Origin of the sequence: Mesorhizobium atlanticum, from assembly GCF_003289965.1 — a bacterium.
Classification (GTDB): Bacteria; Pseudomonadota; Alphaproteobacteria; order Rhizobiales; family Rhizobiaceae; genus Mesorhizobium; species Mesorhizobium atlanticum.
The window spans coordinates 97468-122454 of the sequence record NZ_QMBQ01000002.1 but is presented as its reverse complement, the minus strand read 5'-3'; the positions used below and the strand labels follow the sequence as shown (position 1 = coordinate 122454).

General features: G+C 64.7%; 21 protein-coding genes. 4 read left to right on the top strand and 17 right to left on the bottom strand.

Going from position 1 to position 24987, the window contains the following annotated elements; genetic code table 11:
* Positions 1-159: 159 nt before the first annotated feature.
* From DPM35_RS05600 to cysG, 6 genes are all read right to left on the bottom strand, one after another.
* Complete coding sequence (locus DPM35_RS05600) at positions 160-1767, bottom strand: GMC family oxidoreductase (protein WP_112126349.1); 1608 nt, start codon at positions 1765-1767, stop codon at positions 160-162.
* A 163-nt stretch (positions 1768-1930) separates the two neighbouring features.
* Positions 1931-2470, bottom strand: coding sequence for a DUF934 domain-containing protein (locus tag DPM35_RS05595; RefSeq protein ID WP_112126348.1), 540 nt, complete (start codon positions 2468-2470; stop codon positions 1931-1933).
* 73 nt (positions 2471-2543) lie between these two features.
* The gene (locus tag DPM35_RS05590) at positions 2544-3308 is read right to left on the bottom strand and encodes a phosphoadenylyl-sulfate reductase (RefSeq protein ID WP_112126347.1); all 765 of its coding nucleotides are present in this window, start codon (positions 3306-3308) and stop codon (positions 2544-2546) included.
* Positions 3283-4953 (bottom strand): nitrite/sulfite reductase, encoded by a 1671-nt coding sequence (locus tag DPM35_RS05585; RefSeq protein ID WP_112126346.1) that lies wholly within the window; start codon positions 4951-4953, stop codon positions 3283-3285. The genes DPM35_RS05590 and DPM35_RS05585 overlap by 26 nt, the downstream gene beginning before the upstream one ends.
* 100 nt (positions 4954-5053) lie before the next feature.
* Positions 5054-5356: a DUF2849 domain-containing protein gene (locus tag DPM35_RS05580; RefSeq protein WP_112126345.1), complete on the bottom strand. Its 303-nt coding sequence runs from the start codon at positions 5354-5356 to the stop codon at positions 5054-5056.
* Positions 5353-6801 (bottom strand): siroheme synthase CysG, encoded by a 1449-nt coding sequence (gene cysG / locus DPM35_RS05575; RefSeq protein ID WP_112126344.1) that lies wholly within the window; start codon positions 6799-6801, stop codon positions 5353-5355. The genes DPM35_RS05580 and cysG overlap by 4 nt, the downstream gene beginning before the upstream one ends.
* Positions 6802-7218: 417 nt before the next feature.
* Between cysG and DPM35_RS05570 the strand changes: the two genes are divergently transcribed.
* Both DPM35_RS05570 and ybaL read left to right on the top strand, forming a co-directional pair.
* On the top strand, positions 7219-7659 hold the full coding sequence (locus DPM35_RS05570) for a baeRF12 domain-containing protein (protein ID WP_112126343.1): 441 nt from the start codon (positions 7219-7221) through the stop codon (positions 7657-7659).
* A 215-nt stretch (positions 7660-7874) separates the two neighbouring features.
* Positions 7875-9674: a YbaL family putative K(+) efflux transporter gene (gene ybaL / locus DPM35_RS05565; RefSeq protein ID WP_181591937.1), complete on the top strand. Its 1800-nt coding sequence runs from the start codon at positions 7875-7877 to the stop codon at positions 9672-9674.
* Positions 9675-9680: 6 nt separating this feature from the next.
* Here ybaL and DPM35_RS05560 read toward each other — a convergent pair whose 3' ends face one another.
* Positions 9681-10487, bottom strand: a complete 807-nt coding sequence (locus DPM35_RS05560) for an AraC family transcriptional regulator (RefSeq protein ID WP_112126342.1) — start codon at positions 10485-10487, stop codon at positions 9681-9683.
* 123 nt (positions 10488-10610) lie between these two features.
* Between DPM35_RS05560 and DPM35_RS05555 the strand changes: the two genes are divergently transcribed.
* Positions 10611-11528 (top strand): zinc-binding dehydrogenase, encoded by a 918-nt coding sequence (locus DPM35_RS05555; RefSeq protein ID WP_112126341.1) that lies wholly within the window; start codon positions 10611-10613, stop codon positions 11526-11528.
* A 111-nt stretch (positions 11529-11639) separates the two neighbouring features.
* Here DPM35_RS05555 and DPM35_RS05550 read toward each other — a convergent pair whose 3' ends face one another.
* The 6 genes from DPM35_RS05550 to DPM35_RS05525 all read right to left on the bottom strand — a co-directional run bounded on the left by DPM35_RS05550 (position 11640) and on the right by DPM35_RS05525 (position 17670).
* On the bottom strand, positions 11640-12389 hold the full coding sequence (locus DPM35_RS05550) for an SDR family NAD(P)-dependent oxidoreductase (RefSeq protein ID WP_040990340.1): 750 nt from the start codon (positions 12387-12389) through the stop codon (positions 11640-11642).
* Between the two features lie 158 nt (positions 12390-12547).
* Positions 12548-14830 carry a transglycosylase domain-containing protein gene (locus DPM35_RS05545; RefSeq protein WP_112126340.1) on the bottom strand — a complete coding sequence of 761 codons (2283 nt, stop codon included), beginning with the start codon at positions 14828-14830 and terminating at the stop codon, positions 12548-12550.
* A 228-nt stretch (positions 14831-15058) separates the two neighbouring features.
* A complete protein-coding gene (locus DPM35_RS05540; protein WP_095819451.1) occupies positions 15059-15205 on the bottom strand; it encodes a hypothetical protein in 147 nt (48 codons plus the stop codon).
* A 58-nt stretch (positions 15206-15263) separates the two neighbouring features.
* Positions 15264-15467 carry a hypothetical protein gene (locus DPM35_RS05535; RefSeq protein ID WP_112126339.1) on the bottom strand — a complete coding sequence of 68 codons (204 nt, stop codon included), beginning with the start codon at positions 15465-15467 and terminating at the stop codon, positions 15264-15266.
* A 51-nt stretch (positions 15468-15518) separates the two neighbouring features.
* The gene (locus DPM35_RS05530; protein ID WP_112126338.1) at positions 15519-16139 is read right to left on the bottom strand and encodes a ribonuclease D; all 621 of its coding nucleotides are present in this window, start codon (positions 16137-16139) and stop codon (positions 15519-15521) included.
* Positions 16140-16284: 145 nt separating this feature from the next.
* The gene (locus DPM35_RS05525; protein WP_112126337.1) at positions 16285-17670 is read right to left on the bottom strand and encodes a M20/M25/M40 family metallo-hydrolase; all 1386 of its coding nucleotides are present in this window, start codon (positions 17668-17670) and stop codon (positions 16285-16287) included.
* 526 nt (positions 17671-18196) lie between these two features.
* On the opposite strand from DPM35_RS05525, the gene polA reads away from it, so the two are divergent.
* The gene (gene polA, locus DPM35_RS05520; protein ID WP_181591936.1) at positions 18197-21160 is read left to right on the top strand and encodes a DNA polymerase I; all 2964 of its coding nucleotides are present in this window, start codon (positions 18197-18199) and stop codon (positions 21158-21160) included.
* Between the two features lie 156 nt (positions 21161-21316).
* On the opposite strand, the gene DPM35_RS05515 is transcribed toward polA, so the two are convergent.
* From DPM35_RS05515 to DPM35_RS05500, 4 genes are all read right to left on the bottom strand, one after another.
* On the bottom strand, positions 21317-21721 hold the full coding sequence (locus DPM35_RS05515) for a Fur family transcriptional regulator (RefSeq protein WP_041003614.1): 405 nt from the start codon (positions 21719-21721) through the stop codon (positions 21317-21319).
* Between the two features lie 132 nt (positions 21722-21853).
* Positions 21854-22900, bottom strand: coding sequence for an L-glyceraldehyde 3-phosphate reductase (gene mgrA, locus DPM35_RS05510; protein ID WP_112126335.1), 1047 nt, complete (start codon positions 22898-22900; stop codon positions 21854-21856).
* 168 nt (positions 22901-23068) lie between these two features.
* Positions 23069-24211, bottom strand: coding sequence for a Gfo/Idh/MocA family protein (locus DPM35_RS05505; RefSeq protein ID WP_112126334.1), 1143 nt, complete (start codon positions 24209-24211; stop codon positions 23069-23071).
* Positions 24212-24216: 5 nt separating this feature from the next.
* Positions 24217-24969 carry a sugar phosphate isomerase/epimerase family protein gene (locus tag DPM35_RS05500; protein WP_112126333.1) on the bottom strand — a complete coding sequence of 251 codons (753 nt, stop codon included), beginning with the start codon at positions 24967-24969 and terminating at the stop codon, positions 24217-24219.
* Between the last annotated feature and the right edge of the window lie 18 nt (positions 24970-24987).

Genomic DNA, 24987 nt, shown 5'->3' with positions numbered 1-24987 from the left:
GTGTGAGCGGTTTTCCGTCAGGAATTGCGTCAAAACAAATAGTTAGAGCGGTTTGCCGTCTCCGTGAAACGGTGAAACGCTCCAGATCCTATCGGCAGGCGGGCAAAGGCGACACCATCGCGACAGAACCGGAGAAGCTGGTCCGACCAAGACCGACGATCAGGCCGCGGCCCGGATCATATCCGCGGCCTTCTCGGCGATCATGATCGTCGGCGCATTGGTATTGCCGCCGATCAGGGTCGGCATCACCGAGGCATCGACAACGCGCAACGCTTCCAGCCCGCGCACCTTGAGCTGCGGGTCGACCACGGCCATGTCGTCGACGCCCATCCTGCAGGTGCCGGCCGGGTGGTAGATCGTGTCGGCGCGCGCCCTGATATGCGCCATCAGTTCGGCATCGCTGGACGCGCCGGCGGTGTAGATTTCCCTGGCGCGGTATTTCGCCAGTGCCGGCGCCTCCAATATGGCGCGCATCATCCGCACGCCCTTGAGCAGAAGCTCGCCGTCACGCTCGTCCTCGAGGAAGCGCGGATCGATGCGCGGCGGCGCCAGCGGATCGGCGCTGTTCAAACCCACCTCGCCGCGCGAATGCGGCCGAAGCACACAGACATGGCAGGAAAAGCCATAGCCCAGATGCAGCTTGCGGCCATGGTCGTCGACGATGGCGATGCAGAAATGCAGTTGCAGGTCGGGCCGCTCGATCGCCGGGTCGGATTTCAGGAAAGCGCCGCCTTCGGCATAGGGCGTTGCGATCATGCCGGTGCCGTCCTTGCGCCAGCGCAGCATGTGCCTGATCAGGCCCGGCATGCCACGGAGGCCGATGCCCATCAGGTCCGTCTGCCTGGACTTCCAGGCGAGGATGAAATCGAGATGGTCCTGCAGGTTCCGGCCGACACCCGGCAATTCGTGGACGAGCGGGATGCCGTGCGCCGCCAACTCCACCGCCGGACCGATGCCGGAGAGCAGGAGCAGCTGTGGCGAACCGAACGCCCCGCCGCACAGGATGACTTCGCGCCTGGCCTCCGCCACGGCTTCGCTTTTGCCGCTGCGGTAGCGCACGCCCGTGGCGCGCTTGCCATTGAGCACGACGCCCGTCGCATGCGCGCCGGTGACCACGGTGAGGTTCGGCCGGTTCATCGCCGGATGCAGATAGGCGGCCGCCGCCGAGCAGCGCTCGCCATTGCGGCGCTCGCCCCAAAACTGCGTCACCTGATAGAGGCCGGCCCCTTCCTGCTCCGGCCCATTGAAATCGTCGTTCAGCCTGATCTGGTTTTCGCCGCAGGCTTCGACGAAGGCCCTGGAGATCGCGCGCGGCTCCTGCTGCTCCGCGACCCTGAGCGGTCCGTCGCCGCCATGCAGCGCGTCAGCCCCGCGCTGGTTGCCTTCGGCGCGCCGGAAGTAGGGCAGCACCTCGTCCCACGACCAGCCGTCGCAGCCGAGCTCGGCCCATTCGTCATAGTCGCGGCGGTGGCCCCGCGTGTAGAGCATGGCGTTGATGGCGCTGGAGCCGCCCAACGCCTTGCCGCGCGGCTGATAGCCCCTGCGGCCGTTGAGACCTTCCTGCGGTATTGTCTGGAAGCCCCAGTTGTTGATCTTCGGCCGACCCGGCAGCAAAGCGATGATGCCGGCCGGCGCGCGGATCAAGAGATCCTTGCCGGCGCCCCCCGCCTCGAGCAGGCAGACCGTCTTCGACGAGTCTTCGGAAAGCCTGGCGGCAAGCGTCGAGCCGGCGGAGCCGCCGCCGGCAATCACATAGTCGTAGCGCATGGTTCCCTCCCGGCGGATCTTTCCGTCCGTTGCCTGGAGAGAATGCCTGCTTGCGCTGCTTGTAAAGATGCCGCTGCGTTAGCCAGAGCATGATCCCGAACCGAGGGTTCGGAAAAGGTCACGCTCCAACGAAGACTGGATCAGGATGACGGTCAACCAGACGTCATTCTGATCCAGCGCGCTTGCGTCGCCAGGAATATTTGGGCCCCTTGGGCTCAGGCTCCACGGCCGGCTGATAATAGACCGGCAGGCCGCCGGTGCGCCCTTCCTCCAGCCGCTTCAACAGCACCGGATTGGAGACCTCGAATTCGTCGAAGCCGAGCCGCAGCATATGCGGAAGCTGGTCGACTAGCACCTGGCCTGTGGCGCGCACCGCGCCCTTGAAATGATGCCGGGCGCGCAGCAACTCTCCCTTGGAGAAGGAGCGGCCGTCATTGAAGGCCGGGAAGGCGAGCGCCACCAGCGACAGCTGGTCCAGCAGGCCGGTTATCTTGTCGAGCTCGTCGCCCGGCTGCAGCAACACACCGAGGCGCTCCTTGGCTGACTTGCGAACGTCTTCATCCAGTCCGAGAAAAGCCTGCAGCGGCAGGATGAAGCGGCCATTGCCGGCAAGCGCCTCGGCGCTTTCGGCGTGCGTCCACTCGTCCTCGCGAAAACCGTCCGGGGTCCAAAGGCGGGTCCCCGCTGTCGTCGATTCAGTCATCAAAAATCCCAAAAGGCTCAAACGCAGGAAGCCGCCCTTTCGCAGGCCGGCGTCACGTGGATAGCGATATACCCTAAAGCGAGGCGTCGGTCAGCGACTTCTCCAGTCCGGAGAGATGGATGCCGCACTCGGTCTTGGCGTGGCCTGCCCAGCGGCCGCTGCGCGCGTCCTCGCCGGGCTGCACGGGCTGCGTGCAAGGGAAGCAGCCGATCGAGAGATAGCCATAGGCGACCAGCGGATTTTCGCGCAGCGCATGCGCGCGCATATAGTCAGCCTGATCCGACGTCGTCCAATGTGCCAGCGGATTGATGCGAATGCGCGAGCCGACGGCCTCGAAGACGGGCAGCGCCGCCCGCGTCGAAGCCTGGAAGCGCTTGCGCCCGGTGAACCAGGCACGGAACGGCTCGACGCCGCGCGCCAGCGGCTCCACCTTGCGCACATTGCAGCAGGCGTCCGTGTCGGTCTCGTTGAGCTGGCCGGTCGGATCGACGCGTTCGAGCGCCGCCTCGTCCGGCTTGATCACCCTTATATCCGTCAGGCCGAAATCGGCGACCAGCGCGTCGCGATAGCCGAGCGTCTCCTCGAAATGCTTGCCGGTGTCGAGGAAGATCACCGGCATCGAGCGGTCGATCTCGGAGATCATGTGCAGCAGCACCGCCGAATCCGCGCCGAAGGAGGACACGGCTGCGACCTCGCCGCGAAAGGATTCGCGCGCCGCGCGCTCGATGATCTCGATCGGCTTCAGATGGCCGAGCAGCGCGTCGAGCCCCGCCGCTTCGGCTGCGATGCCGGCCTCGACGTCGACAATACGGTCAAGCGGCCTTGGTTTCGCCAGCATAGAGCGCCTCCTTGAACGGCGCGGGACCGACTCGGCGGTAGGCGTCGATAAAACGTTCGTCGGGACTGAGCCGAAGGCCGAGATAGGTATCGACGATCTGCTCGATGGCATCGGTGATCTCGTCCGATGAAAAGCCGCGGCCGATGATCTCGCCCACGGACGTGTTCTCGTCGGCCGAGCCGCCGAGCGTCACCTGGTAGAGCTCGGAGCCCTTCTTCTCGACGCCGAGAATGCCGATATGGCCGACATGGTGGTGGCCGCAGGCGTTGATGCAGCCGGAGATCTTCAGCTTCAATTCGCCGATCTCACGCTGCCGCTCCAGCGAGGCGAAGCGCTGCGAGATTTCCTGCGCGATCGGAATGGATCGGGCCGTGGCCAGCGCGCAATAGTCGAGGCCAGGGCAGGAGATGATGTCGCTGATCAGGTTGGAATTGGCGGTCGCGAGACCGATCTCCGCCAGCGCGTCATAGACCGCCTTGAGGTCGGCGCGCGCCACATGCGGCAGGATCAGGTTCTGCTCATGGCTGACGCGCAGCTCGTCGAAGGCGTATTTCTCGGCGATGTCGGCCACCGCCTCCATCTGGCTGTCGGTGGCATCGCCCGGCACCTCGCCGATGCCCTTGAGCGAGATCGTCACAGCGGCATAGTCGGGGTGGCGATGGGTCACGACATTCTGGTCGAGCCATTCCGAGAAGCTCTTGGAGTCGAGCCGCGCCTGCTTCACCAGCGCATCGCCTTCCGGTCGATCCGTCAGTGCGGGCGGCGCGAAATAGGCGTTGATGGCCTGGATATCCGCTTCCGGCAGCTTCAGCTCCGCATCCTTCAGCTCCTGCCACTCGGCTTCAATCTGGCGGGTGATCTCCTCGACGCCGGTCTCGTGCACCAGGATCTTGATGCGCGCCTTGTACTTGTTGTCGCGGCGGCCGTAGAGATTGTAAACGCGCAGGATCGCCGTGCAGTAGGACAGAAGATCGGCCTCCGGCAGGAAGTCGCGAATCTTCTTCGCCACCATCGGCGTCCGGCCCTGGCCGCCGCCGACATAGACGGCGAAGCCGAGCTCGCCGGCCGCGTTCTTCTTCAAGTGCAGGCCGATGTCATGCGTCTGGATGGCGGCGCGATCGCGCTCCGCACCGGTCACCGCGATCTTGAACTTGCGCGGCAGGAACGAAAACTCCGGATGCACCGAAGACCATTGACGCAGGATTTCGGCATAGGGCCGCGGATCCGCGACCTCGTCGGCGGCCGCACCCGCGAAATGATCGGCGGTGACGTTGCGGATGCAATTGCCGCTGGTCTGGATGGCGTGCATCTCGACGCTGGCGAGATCGGCCAGAATCGCCGGAATGTCCGACAGCGCCGGCCAGTTGAACTGGATGTTCTGGCGCGTGGTGAAGTGGCCGTAGCCCTTGTCGTATTTGCGCGCGATGTGGCCGAGCATGCGCAACTGCTTGCTGTTCAGCGTGCCGTAAGGCACGGCGATGCGCAGCATATAGGCATGCAGTTGCAGATAGACGCCGTTCATCAGCCTGAGCGGCCGGAACTGGTCCTCGGTGATCTCGCCGGCAAGCCGGCGCTGCACCTGGTCGCTGAACTCGGCGACGCGGGCGTGAACGAAATCCTGGTCGAACTCGTCGTAACGGTACATGCTTCGTCTTTCCGGGCGCGTCCGCCCGTTTTCAATTTCTTTGTTGGAGCATGATCTTCTCCGAAAACCGGTTCCCGCTTTTCGGGATCATGCTCGAAACCTAGGCCCCGATGGCTTCCGGGGCCGCCTGCTTGCCGAGATCGGTGCGGATGGTCGGCCCCGCGGCGCGGATCTTCTCGCGCAGCCGCACCGGCTCGACCAGACCATCGACCACTTCGACGTCGATCAGGTTGACGTCGACCACCTCGTTGTTGGCGTAGGCTGCGGCGCCGATCGCTTCCAGCCGGTCCTCCGCCGTCTTGTCATGCGCGATATCGGCATGACCGACCGTCTCCGCCCAGCCGCCATCGGCGTACCAGACGGCGATGCCGTCGGAGAGCCTGTTTGCGGTCAGAACCTTCATTGCTCGACTCCTTCGGCGACGGCTGAAGCCGCGCCCTCATGTCTATGTGCCGCGAGCGGCTCGGATCGTTCGAAATTGGCGCCGGCAACCGCATCGCCGATGATCGTCATGACCGGACCGGTGAGGTCCGCGCGCTCTTCCAGCGACGGCAGGTCGGCGAGCGTGCCGTGGAAGCGGCGGCGGTTGCCGAGGCTGGCATTCTCGACGACGGCGACGGCCGTGTCCGGCGACAGCCCGGCTTCGATCAGCCGGCCAGCGACTTCCGCCGCGACCGAGCGGCCCATATAGACGGCGACCGTGGCTCCCGAGATAGCGAGCTTGGCCCAATCGGGCAGCGAGTTGCCCTTGAGATCGTGGCCGGTGGTGAACACCATCGAGGACGAGACCCCACGCAGCGTCAGCGGCAGCTCGAAATCGGCGGCGGCGGCAAAGGCGGCGGTAACGCCCGGAACCACCTCATAGGCAATGCCGGCGTCGCGCAGCGCAGCCATCTCTTCGCCGGCACGGCCGAACACCAGCGGATCGCCCGACTTCAGCCGCACCACGCGTTTGCCGGCGCGGCCGAGCTCGATGAGCAATGTGTTGATCTCTTCCTGGCTCTTGGAATGGCAGCCCTTGCGCTTGCCGACCGGCAGGCGCTCGGCGTCGCGGCGCCCCATGGCGACGATAGCCTCCGGCACCAGCGCATCATAGACGATCGCATCGGCCTCCATCAGCAGGCGGTGCGCGCGCAACGTCACCAGGTCCTCCGCGCCGGGGCCGGCGCCGACCAGGGCGATGTGGCCCTCGGCCGGAGCATCCGCGCTCAGGAGTTCGAGCGCCGCGCCATGCGCCTCATCGAGGTCACCGGCTTCGATGGCCTTGGCCGGCGCGCCGGCGAAGAAATCGTTCCAGAAGCGGCGACGGCGATTGCCCTTCGGTAGCCGCTCGGCGGCGGCGCGAAACGACGCAGCAAATGCCGCCAGCCGGCCGAGCGACGGCGACAGCATACGGTCGATGCGCCCGCGCAGCATCTGCGCCAGAACCGGTCCGGCGCCCTCGGTGCCGATGGCGATGACGACCGGCGCGCGGTTGACCAACGCCGGAGTGAAGAAATCGCAGAGCTCCGGACGGTCGACGGCGTTGACCGCAACGCCCAGCCGTCGCGCGTCGTCGACGACGCGGCGGTCGAGGGCCTCGTCACCGCTCGCGGCAAACGCCAGGGCAGCACCCTGGAGATGCACGGCCTCATAGGCTGCGTTGATGTGCACGGCGCCGGTCGATGCGATGAAATCCAGCAACCCGCGACTGGCATTGTCGGCGACGATGCGCAGCACGGCGCTCGACTGCGAAACCAGCCTGGCCTTGGCAAGCGCTTCCTCGCCATTGCCGACGATGGCTACGGCTTGGCCGTCGACCCGCATGAAGACGGGAAAGGCATTGAGCTTGGCGTTGGCTGGCGACATGGCGACGAGCAATATTGAAACAGTTTGGCAGTTTTACGCGGGCTGGCCAAAAACCAGAAGGCAAGCACTCGCGCGCTGCCGAACGGCAGGCAATCGCTTTTTCGCAGCCGCGAAAGGCCGGAGAAAAAAATTCTACTTTGAGAATGAGACGGCCGAAACGGCGCTAGGAACCGCCTTGATCCGTCGCAATTTTTAGCACCGCGTCGGGAAAGCGGCAAAACAGTTTTTTCTAAATTCTACCAACTTAGTAGATTAAAGCCGACCCTTGTCGGTCGACGCCAGCCTCGCCTGGCGGGAGCAGTCGCGAGCGCCACCGCCGGATCGGAACAATCCTGCTCCGCGGCTCGTTTGCCTAGCGGTCCGCCTGTCGATCCCAGGATCCACCGATCAACGACAATGCAAGCAAGGAGAAACGCCATGAGTGTCAAGCTGAAGCACGGATTGTGGGTCGTCGTGGCCGATGGTGAAAAGGCGCTCTTCCTGCGTAACCAGGGCGACAGCAAGTTCCCGAATCTGGAGGTGGTGCAGGAGATGGAGCAGGAGAATCCCGCGACGCGCGAGCAAGGCACGGACAAGCCGGGCCGGTATGGCAACGAGGGACCTCGCAGCGCCGTCGAGGAAACCGATTGGCACCGCCTGAACAAGGAACGATTCGCTGTCGACATTGCCGACCGGCTCTACAAGCTCGCGCATCGTGGCGCGTTCGACGCGGTCGTGCTGATCGCACCGCCGCAGGTGCTTGGCGAAATGCGCCAGAAACTGCACAAGGAAGTCAGCGAAAAGGTGCAGGCCGAAATCCCGAAGACGCTCACCAACCACACGATTTCGGATATCGAGAGCCTGCTGCAGGCCGCATAAGCGGCCGAAAGGCGGCGGGTTCAAGGCCGAAAAGGGCCTCGAAGCCGCCTCTTTGACGGCGCGTCGCTGATTTTGCGCGGCGCGCCCTGCCTCGGCGTCGATTTCTGCCCGGCGGTGGTTGCATCACCGCCGCTCCCTCCACCATATTGCCGAAGGCGGCAGCCTCGGCGGGCGCCCATCCGACATCGTGATTTTCGAAAGGCGCTCCATAGACAATGCCGCATGACACGCCCCTTATCGCCACCATCGTCGCCGGTCTGGGGCTGGCTTTCGTCTTCGGGGCCTTAGCCAACCGTTTCCGCATTCCGCCGCTTGTCGGTTATCTCGTCGCCGGCGTCCTCGTCGGACCGAACACGCCGGGCTTCGTCGCCGACGCCAGCCTTGCCAACGAGCTCGCGGAAATCGGCGTCATCCTTTTGATGTTCGGCGTCGGCCTGCATTTTTCGCTGAAGGATCTCCTGTCCGTCCGCGCCATCGCCGTGCCGGGCGCCATCGTGCAGATCGGCTTCGCCACCCTGCTTGGCGTCGGGCTTGCCTGGCTGCTGGGCTGGTCGCTCGGCGCTGGCCTGGTCTTCGGCCTTGCGCTTTCGGTCGCCTCCACCGTGGTGCTTTTGCGCGCGCTGCAGGAACGGCGGCTGATCGAGACCGAGCGTGGCCGCATCGCCGTCGGCTGGCTGATCGTCGAGGACCTCGCCATGGTGCTGGCGCTGGTGCTTTTGCCGGCGCTGGCGGGCGTGCTTGGCGGCCAGCCGCAGGTTGATGATCATACGAGCCTACTCTCGCTGCCTGCCAGCTACGGCATATGGGGCGTGGTCGGCATCACTCTGGCCAAGGTCGCCGCCTTCGTCGTCGTCATGCTGGTGGTCGGCCGCAGGGTCATCCCGTGGATCCTGCACTACGTCGCCCACACCGGCTCGCGCGAACTGTTCCGGCTTTCGGTGCTGGCAATCGCGCTCGGCGTCGCCTTCGGCGCGGCAAAGCTGTTCGGCGTCTCGCTGGCGCTCGGCGCCTTCTTCGCCGGCATGATCATGAGCGAGTCCGAGCTCAGCCATCGCGCGGCGGAAGAATCCTTGCCGCTGCGCGACGCCTTCTCGGTGCTGTTCTTCGTCTCGGTCGGCATGCTGTTCGACCCGCTCAGCCTGATCAGCAACGGCCTGCCGATCCTCGCCACCTTGGCCATCATCGTCATCGGCAAGTCGATCGCCGCTTTCGTCATCGTCGTCGCCTTCCGCTATCCGATCGCGACCGCGCTGATGATTTCGGCGAGCCTTGCCCAGATCGGCGAATTCTCCTTCATCCTGGCCGAGCTCGGCGTCGGCCTGAAACTGCTGCCCGAACAGGGCCGCGACCTGATCCTGGCCGGCGCCATCCTCTCGATCCTGCTCAATCCCCTGATGTTCCTCGCCTTGGACCGGATGAAGCCGTGGCTGGAAAGGCGCGCGGGCAAGACGCAACCGGCCGAGGAGGCAAGGCCTATCGGTCCGGCAACCGAGCCGGGCCAGGTCGCTTCGGTGGCCGTAAAGCCGTCGAAAGAGGACGGGCCGCCGCCGCGCACGGCGCTCACCGGCCATTCCATCCTGATCGGCTACGGCCGCGTCGGCAGCCTCGTCGGCGCCGCGCTGAAGGAAGCCGCCCTGCCCTTCCTGGTCATCGAGGATGCCGACAAGACGCTGGCGAAGCTGAAGAGCGACGGCGTCGAAACCGTCGCCGGCAACGCCGCCAATGCGGAGGTCTTCTCGGCCGCCAACCCGGAAGGCGCCAAACGGCTTATCCTCGCCATCCCCAATGCCTTCGAGTCCGGCCAGATCGTGCTTCGAGCCCGCGCCGCCAATCCAGCGATCAATATCATCGCCCGCGCGCACTCCGACGCCGAGGTCGAGCACCTGAAAGGCCTCGGCGCTGACACCGTGATCATGGGCGAACGCGAGATTGCCCGCGGCATCGTCGAGGTGGTAACCGGCAAACCCATCGATCCGGCCGGGCCCGCCATGGAGATCAATCCGCAGCCAGCTTGATGCCTGTCAGGCTATGAACACGGAACCGCCATTCTGCGCGATATCGGCGAGATATTTCGCCGGCGGCTTGCCCAGCGCTTTCTTGAACATGGTGATGAAGGCGGTGACGGATTCATAGCCGAGATCGCCCGACACCTGCTGCACGCTGGCGCCGGCGGACAGTTCCCGAAGCGCCACGATCAGGTGCAATTGCTGGCGCCAGCGGCCGAAACTCAGGCCCGTCTCCTTGACGACGAGGCGTGCCAGGCTGCTTTCGCTGAGCGCCACGCGACTGGCCCATTCCGCCAGCGTGCTGCGATCTCCAGGGTCGTCGGCCAACGCCTCGGCGATCCGCCGCAGCCGCGGCTCGGTCGAGATCGGCAAGTGCAATTGCTGCACCGGCATAGACGGCAACTCGGCGAGCAGGACGCCTCCCAGGAAATCGCATCGCGCGTCCTCCGGCGCGCACTCCGATAGCTCGATGATCACCTCGCGCAGCAGCGGCGAGATCGAAAGCGTGCAGCACCGATCCGGCAGGTCGGCGGCGCCCGGCTCGATATAGACAAAGAAAATCCGCGCATTGGCCGTCGCGATGTTGCTGTGTTCCATGCGGCTCGGCACCCACACGCCGCAATGCGGCGGAACCATCCAAAGCCCGCTCGGAACGCGGCAAGTGACGCCGCCGCCAAGCGCGAAGACGAGCTGCCCCTTGCGATGCCAATGCTCGCGCACCTCGGCCCTCGTCTCGGTGACATCGACGCCAACGGCGATCGCCGGCGCGGCGACGTCGTCGACGTCGAAATCCAGCCAGGGCCAGCGGAGCGGCTGTCTCATGCTTGAATGTTTTTAGTGATCACTTGGCTTTATCTCTAAATTCTTCAGCCACGAAAGTCGATAGGTTCGCGCCGATATCGCCGCAATCGATCACGTCTCAGACGCCAATTCAAAGGTAGGGCCATGCTCGCTCTCGCTATTTCTTCCGACAGCCCCAACCGGCTGAAGCTCGCGGAGGCCGACGAGCCAAGCTGCAATGCGAATGAAGCATTGGTGACGGTTCATTCGACATCATTGAATCGTGGCGAGCTGCGCCTGCTCGCCATCCGCCCCGACGGCTGGATCCCCGGCCAGGACATCGTCGGCACCGTGGAACGCGCGGCGGCCGATGGCTCCGGCCCGGCCGCGGGCACGCGCGTCGCGGCCTTGGTCGACCAGGCCGGCTGGGCTGAACGGGTAGCCGTTCCAACCGACCGTCTCGCCGTCATACCTGACGGTGTCGGCTTCGCTTCCGCCGCCACGCTTCCGGTCGCGGGCACGACTGCGCTCAGGACGTTGCGCCATGGCGGCGATCTCGCCGGTCAGCCTGTGCTGATCACCGGCGCGAGCGGCGCGGTCGGCCGCTTCCAGATCCAGATCGCCCGCGAGCAAGGCGCTTCGGTGACGGCGGTCGCCTCGGCCCGGCATCACGATGATCTTCGCAATCTGGGCGCGGGGCAGGCCGTGGAGTCGATCGAAATGGCCGAGGGACCCTTTTCGCTGATCACCGAGTCGGTCGGCGGTAAAAGCCTCGCCGACGCGATCGAACGCGTGGCACCCGGCGGCACCATCGTCATGTTCGGTTCGAGCAGCGGCGAGCTCACGCCGATCGGGTTCCGTCTGTTCGTCCCAGGCCACGAAGGCGCCAGGCTCCAGACCTTCGCCTATTACACCTCCGGTTCAGCCATCGGCGCCGATATCGCCGCGCTGCTCGATCTGCTCGCGGCCGGCAGGCTCGAAACCCGCGTGGCCATGACCATGCCGTGGACAAACATCGGCCAGGCCCTGGCTGCGCTCAGACAGCGCAGCTTCAGCGGCAAGGCCGTTCTCACCGTGGCTTGAACGCAGCCGCTCTAGAGCGGTTCACCGTTTCATGGAAACGGTGAACCGTCCTATCCCTTTGTTTTTACGCAAATCCGGACGGAAAACCGCTCACACTTTTCCTGGAATGCTCTAAACGTGCTGGCCGCCATTGATGTGGATTTCCGAGCCGGTCACATAGGACGACTGGCCGGAGCACAGGAAGTAGATGATGTCGGCCACTTCCGAGGTGGCGCCCAGCCTTCTCAGCGGGATCGTCTCGACTATTCTGTCCGTGCCGGGCGACAGGATCGCCGTGTCGATCTCGCCTGGCGCGATCGCGTTGACGCGGATGCCGTGCGGGCCGAAATCATGCGCCATCTCGCGCGTCAGCGAGCCGAGCGCCGCCTTGGATGTCGCATAGGCCGTGCCGGCGAACGGATGCACCCTTGTGCCGGCAATCGAGGTGACGTTGACGATCGAGCCCTTGGCCGCCGCCAGCTCCTTGAACAGGCCCCTCGCCAGCATGATCGGCGCGAAGAAATTGACCTGGAAGACGTCGCGCCAGACATGCATCGGCGTGTCGATCGAGTTCATCCGGCTGCCGTCCTTGAGCTTCGGCGAGATGCCGGCATTGTTGACCAGCGCGTGCAGCTGGCCGCCATGCGCCTCGAGCCGGTGGCGGATTTCCGAGATGGCGATGCCGACATCCTCCTGATCGGCGAGATCGACCTTGATGTGGTCTTCCGGTCCGGCTGGCCACGGACAATCCTCGGCGAAGGCCTGGCGCGAGCAGGTGATGACGCGCCAGCCCTCGCGCGAAAAACGCTTCACCGTCGCATGGCCGATGCCACGGCTGGCGCCGGTGAGCACGATGGTTTTTCTGCTGTCGGTTTCGGCCATGAGCTTTTTCTCCGGCCGGACATGTAGCCGAAGGCGCTTGGCATTGCGAGAGGCGAAGTTGCCGCCGCAACCATGATCCCGGAAAGTGGGTTCCGGTTTCCGGAAAAGATCATGGTCAAAAAAGAAGCTGAAGCCATTCCGATCCCATCGGGATGGCTTCAGCCGCCGCCGAGGATATCGAGGATCGAGGTCTGCCGCCTTTTCTTCGGTCCGCCGACATCGCCGGGCGGCACCGGATGCTTGATCGAGGCGGTCGATCCGCTGTCGCTGGGCATTTCGAAGCCCCCGGCGTCGACGGTCTCGGCCGGCCGGGCCTGGCGCGCGGGTGCCGGCCGTGCTGGCGCCTGGGCAACAGGCTGCGATTGAGCGGCAGGCTGCGACTGGCCGACCGCCGCGGGCGGCGCGGGCGGCTGCGAGGCATCCGCCGACGGGATCTCGTCCGGCACGATCGTGTCGGACGGCGTCGACTTCCAGGTGCCGGGTAGCGGCCGCACAGGCACGCCCTCATGCGCTGCCACCATGAATTCGTGCCAGGCCTGCGCCGGGAGCGCGCCGCCCGTGACCTTCTTCATCGCGCTGCCGTCGTCATTGCCGAACCAGACGCCCGTGGTGAGGTTGGCGGTGTAGCCGACGAACCAGGCGTCACGCGAGTTCTGGCTGGTGCCGGTCTTGCCGGCCGACGGCCAGTTGAACGCCGCTTTCTTGGCCGTGCCGACCTCGACCGTGCCGGTCATCATCGAGTTCATCATGCCGACGATATCGGCCTTGATGACGCGCGGCGCGCTGCCGGTGGTTCCCTCGTAGAGCACCTTGCCGTTGGCGGTGGTGATGCGCTGGATGAAGTGGATGTCCGGCTTGTAGCCGCCATTGGCGAAAGGCACATAGGCCGAGGTCAACTCCAGCGGCGTCACTTCCGAGGTGCCGAGCGCGATCGAGGTGTTGGCCTGCAGATCAGATTGGATGCCCATGCGATGCGCGGCCTCGACCACGGCGTCGGGGCCAACTTCCATGGTGAGCTGCGCCGCCACTGAGTTGAGCGATTTGGCAAGCGCGGTCGCCAGCGTGACCTTGCCGTAATATTTGCCGCCGTAATTGTCGGGCGTCCATTTGCCTATCTTGATCGGCGCGTCGTTGCGGATGCTGTCCGGCGTGCGGCCGGCTTCCAGCGCCGCCATATAGACGAAGGGCTTGAAGGCCGAGCCCGGCTGCCGGCGCGCCTCCGAGGCGCGGTCGAACTGGCTGGTCGAATAATCATAGCCGCCGACCATGGCGCGCACTGCGCCGGAATCGTCGATCGACACCAGCGCCCCTTGCGTGACGTTGAGCTTCTTGCCGCTCTCGTCGATCAGCCGGCGGATCGACTGTTCGGCGAGCTTCTGCAGGTTGAGGTCGACGGTGGTGTCGATGACGATGTCGCCGCGCACGTCGCCAATGAGGTCCGGAAGCTCGTCCATCACCGTGTCGGCGACGTAGTTTTCCGAGCCGGTCCAGTAGGAGGGCGCGCGCGTCGCCGGCGCGCTGAGAGCCGTCTTGTATTCCTTGTCGCTGATCTTGCCTGTCTCGCGCATGGCGGCGAGCACCAGCTGCGCCCGCTCCTCGGCCGCCTTCGGGTCGCGCGCCGGCGAAAGTTTCGACGGCGCCTTCAGCAGGCCCGCCAGCAGGGCCGCCTCCGAAAGTGACACGTCGCGCGCGCTCTTGCCGAAATAGCGCCGCGAGGCCGCCTCGACGCCATAGGCGCCCGAGCCGAAATAGACCCGGTTGAGATACATTTCGAGGATCTGGTCTTTCGTGTGCTTGTGCTCGAGCCAGAGCGCCAGCAGCACTTCCTGGACCTTGCGTTCCAGCGTGCGGTCCGGCGTCAGGAATAGATTCTTCGCCAGCTGCTGCGTCAGCGTCGAGCCGCCCTGCGAGAAATGCCGGCCAAGCAAATTGGTGACCATGGCGCGCGACAGGCCGATCGGGTCGATGCCGAAATGCGAATAGAAGCGCCGGTCCTCGATGGCGACGACGGCCTCCGGGATATAGGGCGACATTTCATGCAGGCCGACGGCCTCGCCGCCCGACGCGCCGCGATTGGCGATCAGCGCCCCATCGACCGAGACGATCTTGATGTTCGGCGCGCGGTCCGGGACCGACCACGTCGTGGCCGCCGGCATCTTGGCGCCGTAATAGACGACGATGCCGGCCATCGCGATACCGCCCCATATGCAGAGCACGAAGCACCAGTAGACAAGGCGCGTGGCGATGCCGAGCAGTCCGCGCCGATTGCGGTCGCGGCCACGGCCGCGTGATTTCGCCTTGGCGGATTTGCCCTTTGCAGCGGATTTGCGGGTGCGCGGCACGACGCGATCCTCCTCGCTCACCGAAAAGCCCTCGGAGGATTTCGCACGCGGCGATCCCTCGAAGCTCGGTTCGATGCGACTGTCTCTGCGGTTCGCCATGCGCTCTTGCTTGTCTGTCCCCGATGCCGATGGCGTTCGGGTTGAAGACTAGATGCGGCGGTTTAAAGGCGCGTTAAAGCAGGGTTTATGCACGGTTTTGAAAACCCTTGGAATTTTCTGAATCCGCTAACTGGCCGGCGTCACTCTGCCGGCATCGGCATACCATTCATGACGATAATGTTGTCCCGGACCGAGGCCGAAACGGCTCGTCCTGGTCGTCCGCCATGGTCAGTTCTGCTGGATCGAAATCCCCTTGTCGTCGATCTTGAGCTCGACGCCTTTCGGCTTGGTCTGCTCGCGATAGACATAGATGCCGAGCGCGATGATCACCGCGACCAGCGCGCCGATGATGAGATAGAGCGTGTTCTGCCTCATTCGCGTCCCCTCATTGCGACAGTCTCACGCCTGCTTTGAAATGGCAGGCCGCGATCGCCTATTGGTCGTCGTCATCGCCCGATGCCGGACGCCAGCTCGTCGGAACGACCTTCTTTTGCGTGTCGCTGTCGGTGTAGACCCACCAGCCGCCATCGCGATACTGGCCGATGGATTCGTTGACGACGCCGTCGCCGTCCTTCCACAGGATGGTGACCTTCGAGCCGTCCTTCGGCGCGCTTTCTATCGGTTTGCGCTCTGCCATCTCACTCCCTCCACGAACCGGCCCCAACGTCCTTCGGCGCGCCGGGTTCCGTCAGCTATGCGCGAAAATGTCTTCCTCGGCCCAGCCCATCAGGTCGAGCTTGGCGCGCGTCGGCAGGAAACGGAAGCAGGCGTCCGCCTCCTTGGTGCGGTTTTCGCGCGTCAGGCGCGCCGCCAGAACCTCGCGCAGACGGTGCAGGTAAAGCACGTCGGAGGCGGCGTAGTCGAGCTGCTCGGGCGACAGCGTTTCCGCCGCCCAGTCCGAGGATTGCTGCGCCTTGGACAGGCCGATGCCGAGCAACTCGTTGCACAGATCCTTCAGCCCGTGGCGGTCGGTGTAGGTGCGGACGAGCCGCGAGGCGATCTTGGTGCAGAACACCGGCTCCGCCATCACGCCGAAGGCATTGTAGAGCACGGCGATGTCGAAGCGGCCGTAATGGAACAGCTTGGTGATCGCGCGGTTGCGGAGCAGACTGACGAGGTTCGGCGCCTTCTTCTGGCCGGGCGCGATCTGGATCACGTCGGCGCTGCCGTCGCCGGGTGAGATCTGCACCACGCAGAGCCGGTCGCGATGCGGGTTCAAGCCCAGCGTTTCCGTGTCGATGGCCACCGCCCCGACATTGTAGCGGGTGAGGTCGGGCAGATCGTTCTTGTGGAAACGGATATCGGTCATTCTCTTCTCCGGATCGCACCTGCGGTGCCGCGCATCCCTGGGGTGCGCGCACGCCGCGGCGCTTCGCGCCAGCTAATTCGTCCTCGCCGCGATCCGGAGAAAAATCAACAGAAAGTTGAATCTCACGCCTTTCGTGACTTTCGCCTCAGCGGGTCAGCGCATCGAGGATGCGCGCCCAGGACCGCTGCCCCTTGTGGAAGGAGGTCAGCTCGTATTTCTCGTTCGGCGAATGGATGCGATCGTCGTCGAGCCCGAAACCGACCAGCAGCGATTCCATGCCGAGATAGGTCTGGAAGTCGCCAACCACGGGAATGGAGCCGCCGCTGCCGATGGTCAGCGCCTGCTTTTCCCATTCGTCGGACAGCGCGTCCTTGGCCTTGGCAAGGAACGGCGAGTCGTAGGAAAGCTGGATCGCGGGCGAGCCGCCATGCGGGTGGAATTCGACCGAGCAGTCACCGGGGATGCGTTCGCGAACGAAAGCCTGGAAGGCGGCGCGGATCTTCTTCGGATCCTGCTTGTGGACGAGCCGGAACGACACTTTCGCCGAAGCTTCCGCCGCAATCACCGTCTTGAAGCCTTTGCCGGTGTAGCCGCCGATGATGCCGTTGAATTCCGCGGTCGGCCGCGCCCAGGTCATTTCGAGCATCGAGCGGCCCTTTTCGCCGGCCGGGATGGACAGGCCGACCGGTCCGAGAAACGTCTCGGCTGTCTCGCCCAGCCCTTCCCAGGACTTCAGCACTTGGCTCGGCGTTTCCTCGACCCCGTCGTAGAAGCCCGGAATGGTGACGCGGCCATTCTCGTCATGCACATCGGCAAGGATCTTGGCCAGGATGCGGATCGGATTGGCGGCCGGGCCGCCATAGAGGCCCGAATGCAGGTCGCGGCTGGCCGCCTTGACGGTGATCTCCTCGCCGACCATGCCGCGCAGCGACACGCAGATCGACGGCGTCTCGCGGTTCCACATGCTGGTGTCGCAGACCAGCGCGAAATCCGCCTTCAGCTCGGCCGCGTTGGCTTCCAGGAACGGCTTCAGCGACGGCGAGCCGGATTCCTCCTCGCCCTCGAACAGGATGGTGACGCGGCAGGGCAGATTGCCATGCACCTGCTTCCAGGCGCGGCAGGCCTCGACGAAGGTCATCAATTGCCCCTTGTCGTCGGCCGAGCCGCGGCCGGTGATCACCTTGCGTCCGGGCTCGATCTCCTTGATCGAAGGCGCGAACGGGTCGGTGTCCCACAACTCGATCGGATCGACCGGCTGGACGTCGTAATGGCCGTAGAACAGCACATGCGGAGAGCCCGCGGGGCCTTCGTGATGCGCCACCACCATCGGATGTCCGGGCGTGTCGCGCACACTCGCGTCGAAGCCGATCAGCTTGAGCTCGGCGACCAGCCATTCGGCCCCCTTGCGGCAGTCGGCGGCGAAGGCCGGATCGGTGGAGATCGACTTGATGCCCAGCAGGCCGAACAGCCGCTCCAGGCTCTGGTCGAGATTCTGGTCGAGACGCTCAAGGACGGGGGAGATTCTGGACATGCTTTTTGCCTTTCGATTTTGGGCAGACCCTAAAGGGCCACGCCGAAAACGAAAAGCCGTGATTGTTGGACCAACCCGCGCGATCGCTGCCGCAACATAAAAGAAGACCGCCGTGGTGGAGGGGGAACCACGGCGGTCTTTACTCGAAACGTTGCGGCAGCCCGGAGAGGGGGGATAGGCTGCCGCAGTTTGCCCGGAATAGGCGGGGGACGGGCCTTGCTCCGGACTTCGGCGAAAACTGCCGATGACGTGTATTTGGGTCTGTGAACATGGCGATTCAAGGGCACGAGGATTACACTTTTGTAACATGCCCGTGAGCGGCGAATTCCGTGCATGTCGCCCGAAAGTGTGAAGCGGTTTTGGGAAACGACATGCACGAATAAAAACGACCCAAAGCGCGTCGCCGGAATCCGTTTCCGCGCGACGCGCTTTGCCGGACAGGATCTGTCAGGGGTGTTGCCCGAACCGGTGAGTTCCACAGCCTTTGGCATGGACCGCGACGCCCGGCCGCGCTATCCCTGCCGGCATGAAAAAAGGCGATCATCTCTTCCTTGTCGACGGCTCCGGTTACATTTTCCGCGCCTACCACGCGCTGCCGCCGCTCAACCGCAAATCCGACGGCCTGCCGACCAGCGCCGTGCTTGGCTTCTGCAACATGGTCTGGAAGCTGATGCAGGACGCCCGCAACACCAATGTAGGCATCGTGCCGACGCATTTCGGCGTCATCTTCGACTATTCCTCGAAGACGTTCCGCAGCGATCTTTATCCCGAATACAAGGCGAACCGCTCCGCTCCCCCGGAGGATCTGATCCCGCAATTCGGGCTGATCCGCCAGGCGACGGTTGCCTTCAACCTGCCCTGCATCGAGATGGAGGGTTTCGAGGCCGACGACATCATCGCCACCTACTGCCGGCTCGCCTGCGAGGTCGGCGCCGACACCACCATCGTCTCCTCCGACAAGGACCTGATGCAGCTCGTCGGCCCGACCGTCGGCATGTACGACCCGATGAAGGATCGCCAGATCGGCATCCCGGAAGTGATCGAGAAATGGGGCGTGCCCCCGGAAAAGATGATCGACCTGCAGGCGCTGACCGGCGACTCGGTCGACAACGTGCCCGGCGTGCCCGGCATCGGCCCGAAGACCGCCGCGCAGTTGCTGGAGCAATTCGGCGACCTTGACGGTCTGCTGGCGCGCGCTTCCGAGATCAAGCAGGAAAAGCGGCGCGAGACGATCATCGCCAATGCCGACAAGGCCCGCATCTCGCGCGAGCTGGTGACGCTGAAGAACGATGTGCCGTTGAAGGAAGGCCTGGACGACCTGGTGCTGCACGCGCCGGACGGACCGAAGCTGATCGGCTTCCTGAAGACCATGGAGTTCACCACGCTGACGCGACGTGTCGCCGAGGCGACCGGGACCGAGATCGGCGACGTCCAGGCTTCCGCCGTTACCATCGAGCGCGCCGATACCGCTCATGGCCCCGACGTCGGCGCTGGCGCGCCGCCGGCGCCGCGACCGGCGGCCGCGCCGAACGAGGCCGAAAAACCGGCCGCGCCGGTCAGGGGCGAGGACGCGCCGCCGCAGGGCGACACCCCTTCGCTGTTGTCGGCGCTGCGGCTGGAACAGGCGACGGCGCGCAAGATCGATCCTTCGGCCTACGGCGCCATCCGCGATGCGGCGGCGCTCAAGGCCTGGATCGCCGAAGCCCGCGAGGCCGGCATACTCGCCTTCGACGCCGAGACCACGTCGTCCGACCCGATGCAGGCCGATCTCATCGGCCTGTCCATGGCGGTCGCGCCCGGTCGCGCCGTCTATGTGCCGCTTGCCCACAGAAACGGCAATGGCGACCTGCTTGGCGGCGGCATGCTGGAGAACCAGATTCCGGTCCGCGAGGCGCTGGCGCTGCTCAAGCCGCTGCTTGAGGACCGGTCGGTGCTGAAAATCGTGCAGGACATGAAATACGACATCGTCGTGATGAGCCGGCACGGCGTCGAGGTCGGCCCGTTCGACGACACGATGCTCATCTCCTACGTGCTCGATGCAGGAACGTCCGGCGGTCACGACCTCGCCTCGCTGTCGGAGAAGTGGCTCGGCCACGCGCCGGCGTCGAAGAAGGAACTGGCCGGCTCGGGCAAGAGCGCCATCGGCTTCGACCAGGTCGATATCGAGCGCGCGACCGCCTATGCCGGCGAGCAGGCCGACCTGGCGCTGCGGCTGTGGCAATTGCTGAAGCCCCGGCTCGCCGCCAAGGGCCTCGTTTCCGTCTACGAGCGGCTGGAACGGCCGCTGGTGCCGGTGCTTGCCCGCATGGAGCAGCGCGGCATCTCGGTCGACCGCCAGATCCTGTCGCGGTTGTCGGGCGAGCTGGCGCAGGGCGCCGCCCGCGTCGAGGAAGAGATCTACGGCATCGTCGGCGAGCGCATCAACATCGGCTCGCCGAAACAGCTGGGTGACATATTGTTCGGCAAGATGGGCCTGCCGGGCGGCTCGAAGACCAAGACCGGCCAGTGGTCGACCTCGGCGCAGCTGCTGGAAGACCTTGCCGCCGAAGGCCATGAGCTGCCGCGCAAGATCGTCGACTGGCGCCAGCTCACCAAGCTGAAGTCGACCTATACCGACGCGCTGCCCGGCTTCATCAACCCGGGCACCAACCGCGTACACACCTCCTATGCGCTGGCCGCGACCACAACCGGGCGGCTGTCGTCCTCCGATCCCAACCTGCAGAACATCCCGGTGCGCACCGCCGAGGGCCGCAAGATCAGGACCGCCTTCATCGCGGAGAAAGGCCACAAGCTGGTCTCGGCCGACTACAGCCAGATCGAGCTGCGCGTGCTGGCCCATGTCGCCGAGATCCCGCAGCTCAAGCAGGCCTTCGCCGACGGCGCCGACATCCATGCGATCACCGCCTCGGAAATGTTCAACGTGCCGGTCGAGGGCATGCCTTCGGAAGTGCGCCGCCGCGCCAAGGCGATCAATTTCGGCATCATCTACGGCATCTCGGCCTTCGGCCTCGCCAACCAGTTGTCGATCCCGCGCGACGAGGCCGGCGCCTATATCAAGCGCTATTTCGAGCGCTTCCCCGGCATCCGCGACTATATCGAGGAAACCAAGGCCTATGCGCGGGAGAATGGCTTCGTCGAGACCATCTTCGGCCGCCGCATCCACTATCCGGAGATACGATCCTCCAACCCGTCGATCCGCGCCTTCAACGAGCGCGCCTCGATCAACGCCAGGCTCCAGGGCACTGCCGCGGACATCATCCGCCGCGCGATGGTGCATATGGAGGAAGCGCTGGAGAAGGCGAAGCTATCCGCGCGCATGCTGTTGCAGGTGCATGACGAACTGATCTTCGAAACGGTGGAAGCGGAAGTCGAAGCGACTATTCCCGTCGTGCGCCGCGTAATGGAAAACGCGCCGATGCCGGCCGTCTCGATGTCGGTGCCGCTGCATGTCGATGCCCGGGCGGCGAACAACTGGGACGAGGCGCATTAACTGGCACGACGCCAGTAAGTGCGTCGAGATTCAGGTCAGGCCGAGCCGAAAATGGTGGCATCCGAGAACCGGAGCGGAGCGTACTTAAAGTACGTGAGCACCGGAAGCGTAGGAAGCCGCCATTTGCAGGCCGGCCTCACCTGAATATCGGCGTACTTACGCCGCTTCAGCCCTGCACTTGGCGCACACGCCGCGGAACTCGATCACCGCCTTCTTGGCCGCGAATCCCGTCGAACGCACCCATTCGTCCAGCCGGTGGTCGACGTCATGGTCGGACATCTCGGTCACCTGGCCGCAATTGTCGCAGATGGCGAAGGCCGTCATCGAATGGCTGTGATCATGCGGCTCGGCGCAGGCGACGAAGGAGTTGAGGCTTTCGAGACGGTGCACGAAGCCGGATTTCACCAGCGTGTCGAGGGCCCGGTAGACCTGGAGCGGCGCCCGGAAACCACGCTCACGCAACTGGTCGAGCAGCGTGTAGGCGCTGAGCGGCCCGCTGGACGCCTCGAGTTTCTCGAGCACGCAGAGCTGGTTCTTGGTCAGCGCATCTCTTGCCGTCATTTTGTTCGCCCAATCGACGCTTGCACGCGCGACCGCATGCCAAGGACTTCAATTTCCTCTGAGATAGCGACGAACGAGTGATTTTGCCACTGTTTCCGCAGCCCGTGCTGCCTGGCGGCGACGGTTCGCCGGTTACTTGCGCGGCGGCCCCTTGCGTTCGGCGGAGGCGGCCCACAGGTTGATGTCGGACTCGCGTGCGTAGGTGTCGATCTCGGCAAGCTCGGCATCGCTGAATTCCAGCGCCTTGAGCGCGCCGACGCAATCCTCGACCTGTTCCGGCCGGCTGGCGCCGATCAGCGCCGTGGTCACGCGACCCTTGCGCAGCACCCAGGCCAGCGCCATCTGCGCCAGCGTCTGGCCGCGCTTCTTGGCGATTTCATTGAGCGCCTTGATGTTGGCGATCGACTTGTCGTTGATGAAGGCCGGCCTGAGCGACTTGCCTTGGGACGCGCGGCTGCCCTCGGGGATGCCGCCGAGATATTTGTCGGTGAGCATGCCTTGCGCCAGCGGCGAGAAAACGATCGAGCCGATACCCAGCCCCTCCAGCGTGTCGAGCAGCCCGTCCTCCTCGACCCAGCGGTTGAGCATCGAATAGCTCGGCTGGTGGATCAGACAGGGCGTGCCGAGCTGCCGCAAAATGTCGGCCGCCTCGCGCGTGCGCTGCGAATTGTAGGACGAGATGCCGGCATAGAGCGCCTTGCCGGAACGCACCGCGTGGTCGAGCGCGCCCATCGTCTCTTCCAGCGGCGTCTCGGGATCGAAACGGTGCGAATAGAAGATGTCGACATAGTCGAGCCCCATGCGCTTCAGGCTCTGGTCGAGACTCGCCAGCACATATTTGCGGCTGCCCCATTCGCCATACGGGCCAGCCCACATCTCGTAGCCCGCCTTGGTCGAGATGATCATCTCGTCGCGGTGAGCGGCGAAATCCGTGCGCAGGATCTCGCCGAACGCGGTTTCCGCCGAGCCGGGCGGCGGGCCGTAATTGTTGGCGAGGTCGAAATGCGTGATGCCGAGGTCGAAGGCCTTGCGCACGATCGCCTGCTTGGTCCAGTGCGGCGTGTCGTTGCCGAAATTGTGCCACAGCCCGAGCGAGATCGCCGGCAGCTTCAAGCCGGACCGGCCGCAGCGGTTATAGATCATCTTCTCGTAGCGGTTCTCGGCGGCGATATACGGCATGGGGAAAATCCTCGGAATCGAAGCGGCGCCGCGAGCGCCGCTAGAGCATGAAGTCGAAAAGTCTGGAGCGGTTTTCGGGCGACTTCATGCTCGGCTCAGGGGTCAATTGAATCGATGCTTGCCCCAACCCTACCCTCTCCCCGCCGAAACGGGGAGAGGGGTTGCCACCTAGTTTTTTTTCGCCAGCAGCGCCTTCGCGTCCTTGACGCCGAGCGCGGCCGGCCGCTCGCAGCTCGTCTGCATGGCGACGTATTTTCCGCTTTCTCCGGAACGCAGTATGCCGGTCATCACATCCACGGCGTGCAGCGCCAGCTCCATCGAGCAGCGGTGCGGCCGCCCTTCGGTGATCGCGATCGCCATGTCGGCAAGCCCGGCGGTGCGGTAATTGGCCATCATGCCCTGGCCGTGCATCTCGTTCGGCACGCCGAACGGATGGTTCCATTTCGGCAGCTTCTTCACCGGCTTGGCCGCGTCGGTGAAGCGCACCTCGCCGCCGAAGAAATTCGGATCCGGCACGAAGACGGTGCCCAACTCGCCGTAGAGTTCCATCGGCGCGTGACCGTGGCTCCAGACGTCCCAGGAGGTGTTGAGCGTGATCACCGCGCCATTCGCGAATTCGAGCAGCGCATGGATCGTGGTCGGTGTGTTGACCGGGATTTTTTCACCCGCCCTCGGTTTCGACGAGATCGTGCGCTCCTTGGCCGGTGTCGTCGCGAAGGCGGCCACCTGTTTCACCGGTCCGATCAGCTGGATCAGGTTGGTGACATAGTAAGGGCCGATATCCAGCACCGGGCCGGCGCCCGGCTGGAAGAAGAAATCCGGATTGGGGTGCCAGTGCTCCATGCCGTGGCCCATCACATGGCAGGTGCCGCTGGTGATCTTGCCGATCTTGCCGCTGTCGATGAGGTCGCGCACCAGCTGGTGCGCACCGCCGAGGAAGGTGTCCGGCGCCGAACCGATGCGCAGGCCCTTCTTCCCGGCCCGTTTTTTGAGATCGAGCCCTTCCTCGATCGACAGCACGAACGGCTTTTCCGAATAGACGTGCTTGCCGGCATCGAGCACCGCTTTCGAGATTTCGTAGTGCACGGCCGGGATCGTCAGATTGACGACGATGTCGATCTCGTCGTCATTGAGAAGGTCGTCGACCGTCTCGGCGCGCAGCTTGAACTCCTTTGCCCGCGCTTTCGCCGCATCCATGTTGATATCCGCGCAGGCCCGCATCTTGATGCCGCGGAACAGCGGCGCCAGCGAGAAATACGCCTTCGAGATGTTGCCGCAGCCGATGACGCCGACGCCAAGCTTGTCTGCCATTTCAATTACTCCTGCCAGCTCTTGGCTGCCGCGATCGAGCGCCGGGCATAGCGCTCGATGTCGTTGGGGTTGTCCTGTTCCATGATGAAATACTGTGCCGCGCTCTTGGCACGCAATGTCTTGAACAGGCCCGCCCAGTCGATCGTGCCATGACCGACATCGGACCAGCCGTCCTCATCCAGCCCCTCGCCGGGCTTGGCGATGTCCTTGACGTGGACGGCGACGATGCGCTTGCGGTGCTTTTCGATCCAGGGCAGCGGATCGGCGCCGCCGCGGATCACCCAGGCGACGTCCATTTCCCAGCCGATGTCGGGTGCGGCGGACAGGATATGGTCCTGCGGCAGCGAGCCGTCGGCAAGCGCCTTGAACTCGAAATCATGGTTGTGCCAGGCAAAGCCGTAGCCGGCCTTCTTCGCCCTCTCGCCCACCTTGGCGAGTCGCTCGCCGAAGCCGCGCCAGCCGGCGGCATCGGAGGGGCGCTGATCAGGCATCAGATAGGGACAAATCAAGAGTGTGATGCCGAGCGCGTCGGCGATTTTGCGCACGCCGTCGAAGTCGTTTTCCAGCGCGTCGATCGAGAAATGCCCGGTCGGCATTGCAAGGCCGTTCTTGTCGAGCTCGGCGCGGAACGCCTTGGGATCGTCATAGACGCCGCCGAAGCCCTCGACTTGCTTGTAGCCGAGCTCGCCGAGCATCTTCACCACGCCGTCCCATGGCTGGAAATTGCGGGCGCTGTAGAGTTGGAATGACCAGTTCATCTGTCCTGTCCGTTCTGC

Coding starts and splice junctions, on each gene's coding strand:
- DPM35_RS05600 (WP_112126349.1), bottom strand. CDS start 1,767: ATGCGCTACGACTATGTGATTGCCGGCGGCGGCTCCGCCGGCTCGACG.
- DPM35_RS05595 (WP_112126348.1), bottom strand. CDS start 2,470: ATGACTGAATCGACGACAGCGGGGACCCGCCTTTGGACCCCGGACGGT.
- DPM35_RS05590 (WP_112126347.1), bottom strand. CDS start 3,308: ATGCTGGCGAAACCAAGGCCGCTTGACCGTATTGTCGACGTCGAGGCC.
- DPM35_RS05585 (WP_112126346.1), bottom strand. CDS start 4,953: ATGTACCGTTACGACGAGTTCGACCAGGATTTCGTTCACGCCCGCGTC.
- DPM35_RS05580 (WP_112126345.1), bottom strand. CDS start 5,356: ATGAAGGTTCTGACCGCAAACAGGCTCTCCGACGGCATCGCCGTCTGG.
- cysG (WP_112126344.1), bottom strand. CDS start 6,801: ATGTCGCCAGCCAACGCCAAGCTCAATGCCTTTCCCGTCTTCATGCGG.
- DPM35_RS05570 (WP_112126343.1), top strand. CDS start 7,219: ATGAGTGTCAAGCTGAAGCACGGATTGTGGGTCGTCGTGGCCGATGGT.
- ybaL (WP_181591937.1), top strand. CDS start 7,875: ATGCCGCATGACACGCCCCTTATCGCCACCATCGTCGCCGGTCTGGGG.
- DPM35_RS05560 (WP_112126342.1), bottom strand. CDS start 10,487: ATGAGACAGCCGCTCCGCTGGCCCTGGCTGGATTTCGACGTCGACGAC.
- DPM35_RS05555 (WP_112126341.1), top strand. CDS start 10,611: ATGCTCGCTCTCGCTATTTCTTCCGACAGCCCCAACCGGCTGAAGCTC.
- DPM35_RS05550 (WP_040990340.1), bottom strand. CDS start 12,389: ATGGCCGAAACCGACAGCAGAAAAACCATCGTGCTCACCGGCGCCAGC.
- DPM35_RS05545 (WP_112126340.1), bottom strand. CDS start 14,830: ATGGCGAACCGCAGAGACAGTCGCATCGAACCGAGCTTCGAGGGATCG.
- DPM35_RS05540 (WP_095819451.1), bottom strand. CDS start 15,205: ATGAGGCAGAACACGCTCTATCTCATCATCGGCGCGCTGGTCGCGGTG.
- DPM35_RS05535 (WP_112126339.1), bottom strand. CDS start 15,467: ATGGCAGAGCGCAAACCGATAGAAAGCGCGCCGAAGGACGGCTCGAAG.
- DPM35_RS05530 (WP_112126338.1), bottom strand. CDS start 16,139: ATGACCGATATCCGTTTCCACAAGAACGATCTGCCCGACCTCACCCGC.
- DPM35_RS05525 (WP_112126337.1), bottom strand. CDS start 17,670: ATGTCCAGAATCTCCCCCGTCCTTGAGCGTCTCGACCAGAATCTCGAC.
- polA (WP_181591936.1), top strand. CDS start 18,197: ATGAAAAAAGGCGATCATCTCTTCCTTGTCGACGGCTCCGGTTACATT.
- DPM35_RS05515 (WP_041003614.1), bottom strand. CDS start 21,721: ATGACGGCAAGAGATGCGCTGACCAAGAACCAGCTCTGCGTGCTCGAG.
- mgrA (WP_112126335.1), bottom strand. CDS start 22,900: ATGCCGTATATCGCCGCCGAGAACCGCTACGAGAAGATGATCTATAAC.
- DPM35_RS05505 (WP_112126334.1), bottom strand. CDS start 24,211: ATGGCAGACAAGCTTGGCGTCGGCGTCATCGGCTGCGGCAACATCTCG.
- DPM35_RS05500 (WP_112126333.1), bottom strand. CDS start 24,969: ATGAACTGGTCATTCCAACTCTACAGCGCCCGCAATTTCCAGCCATGG.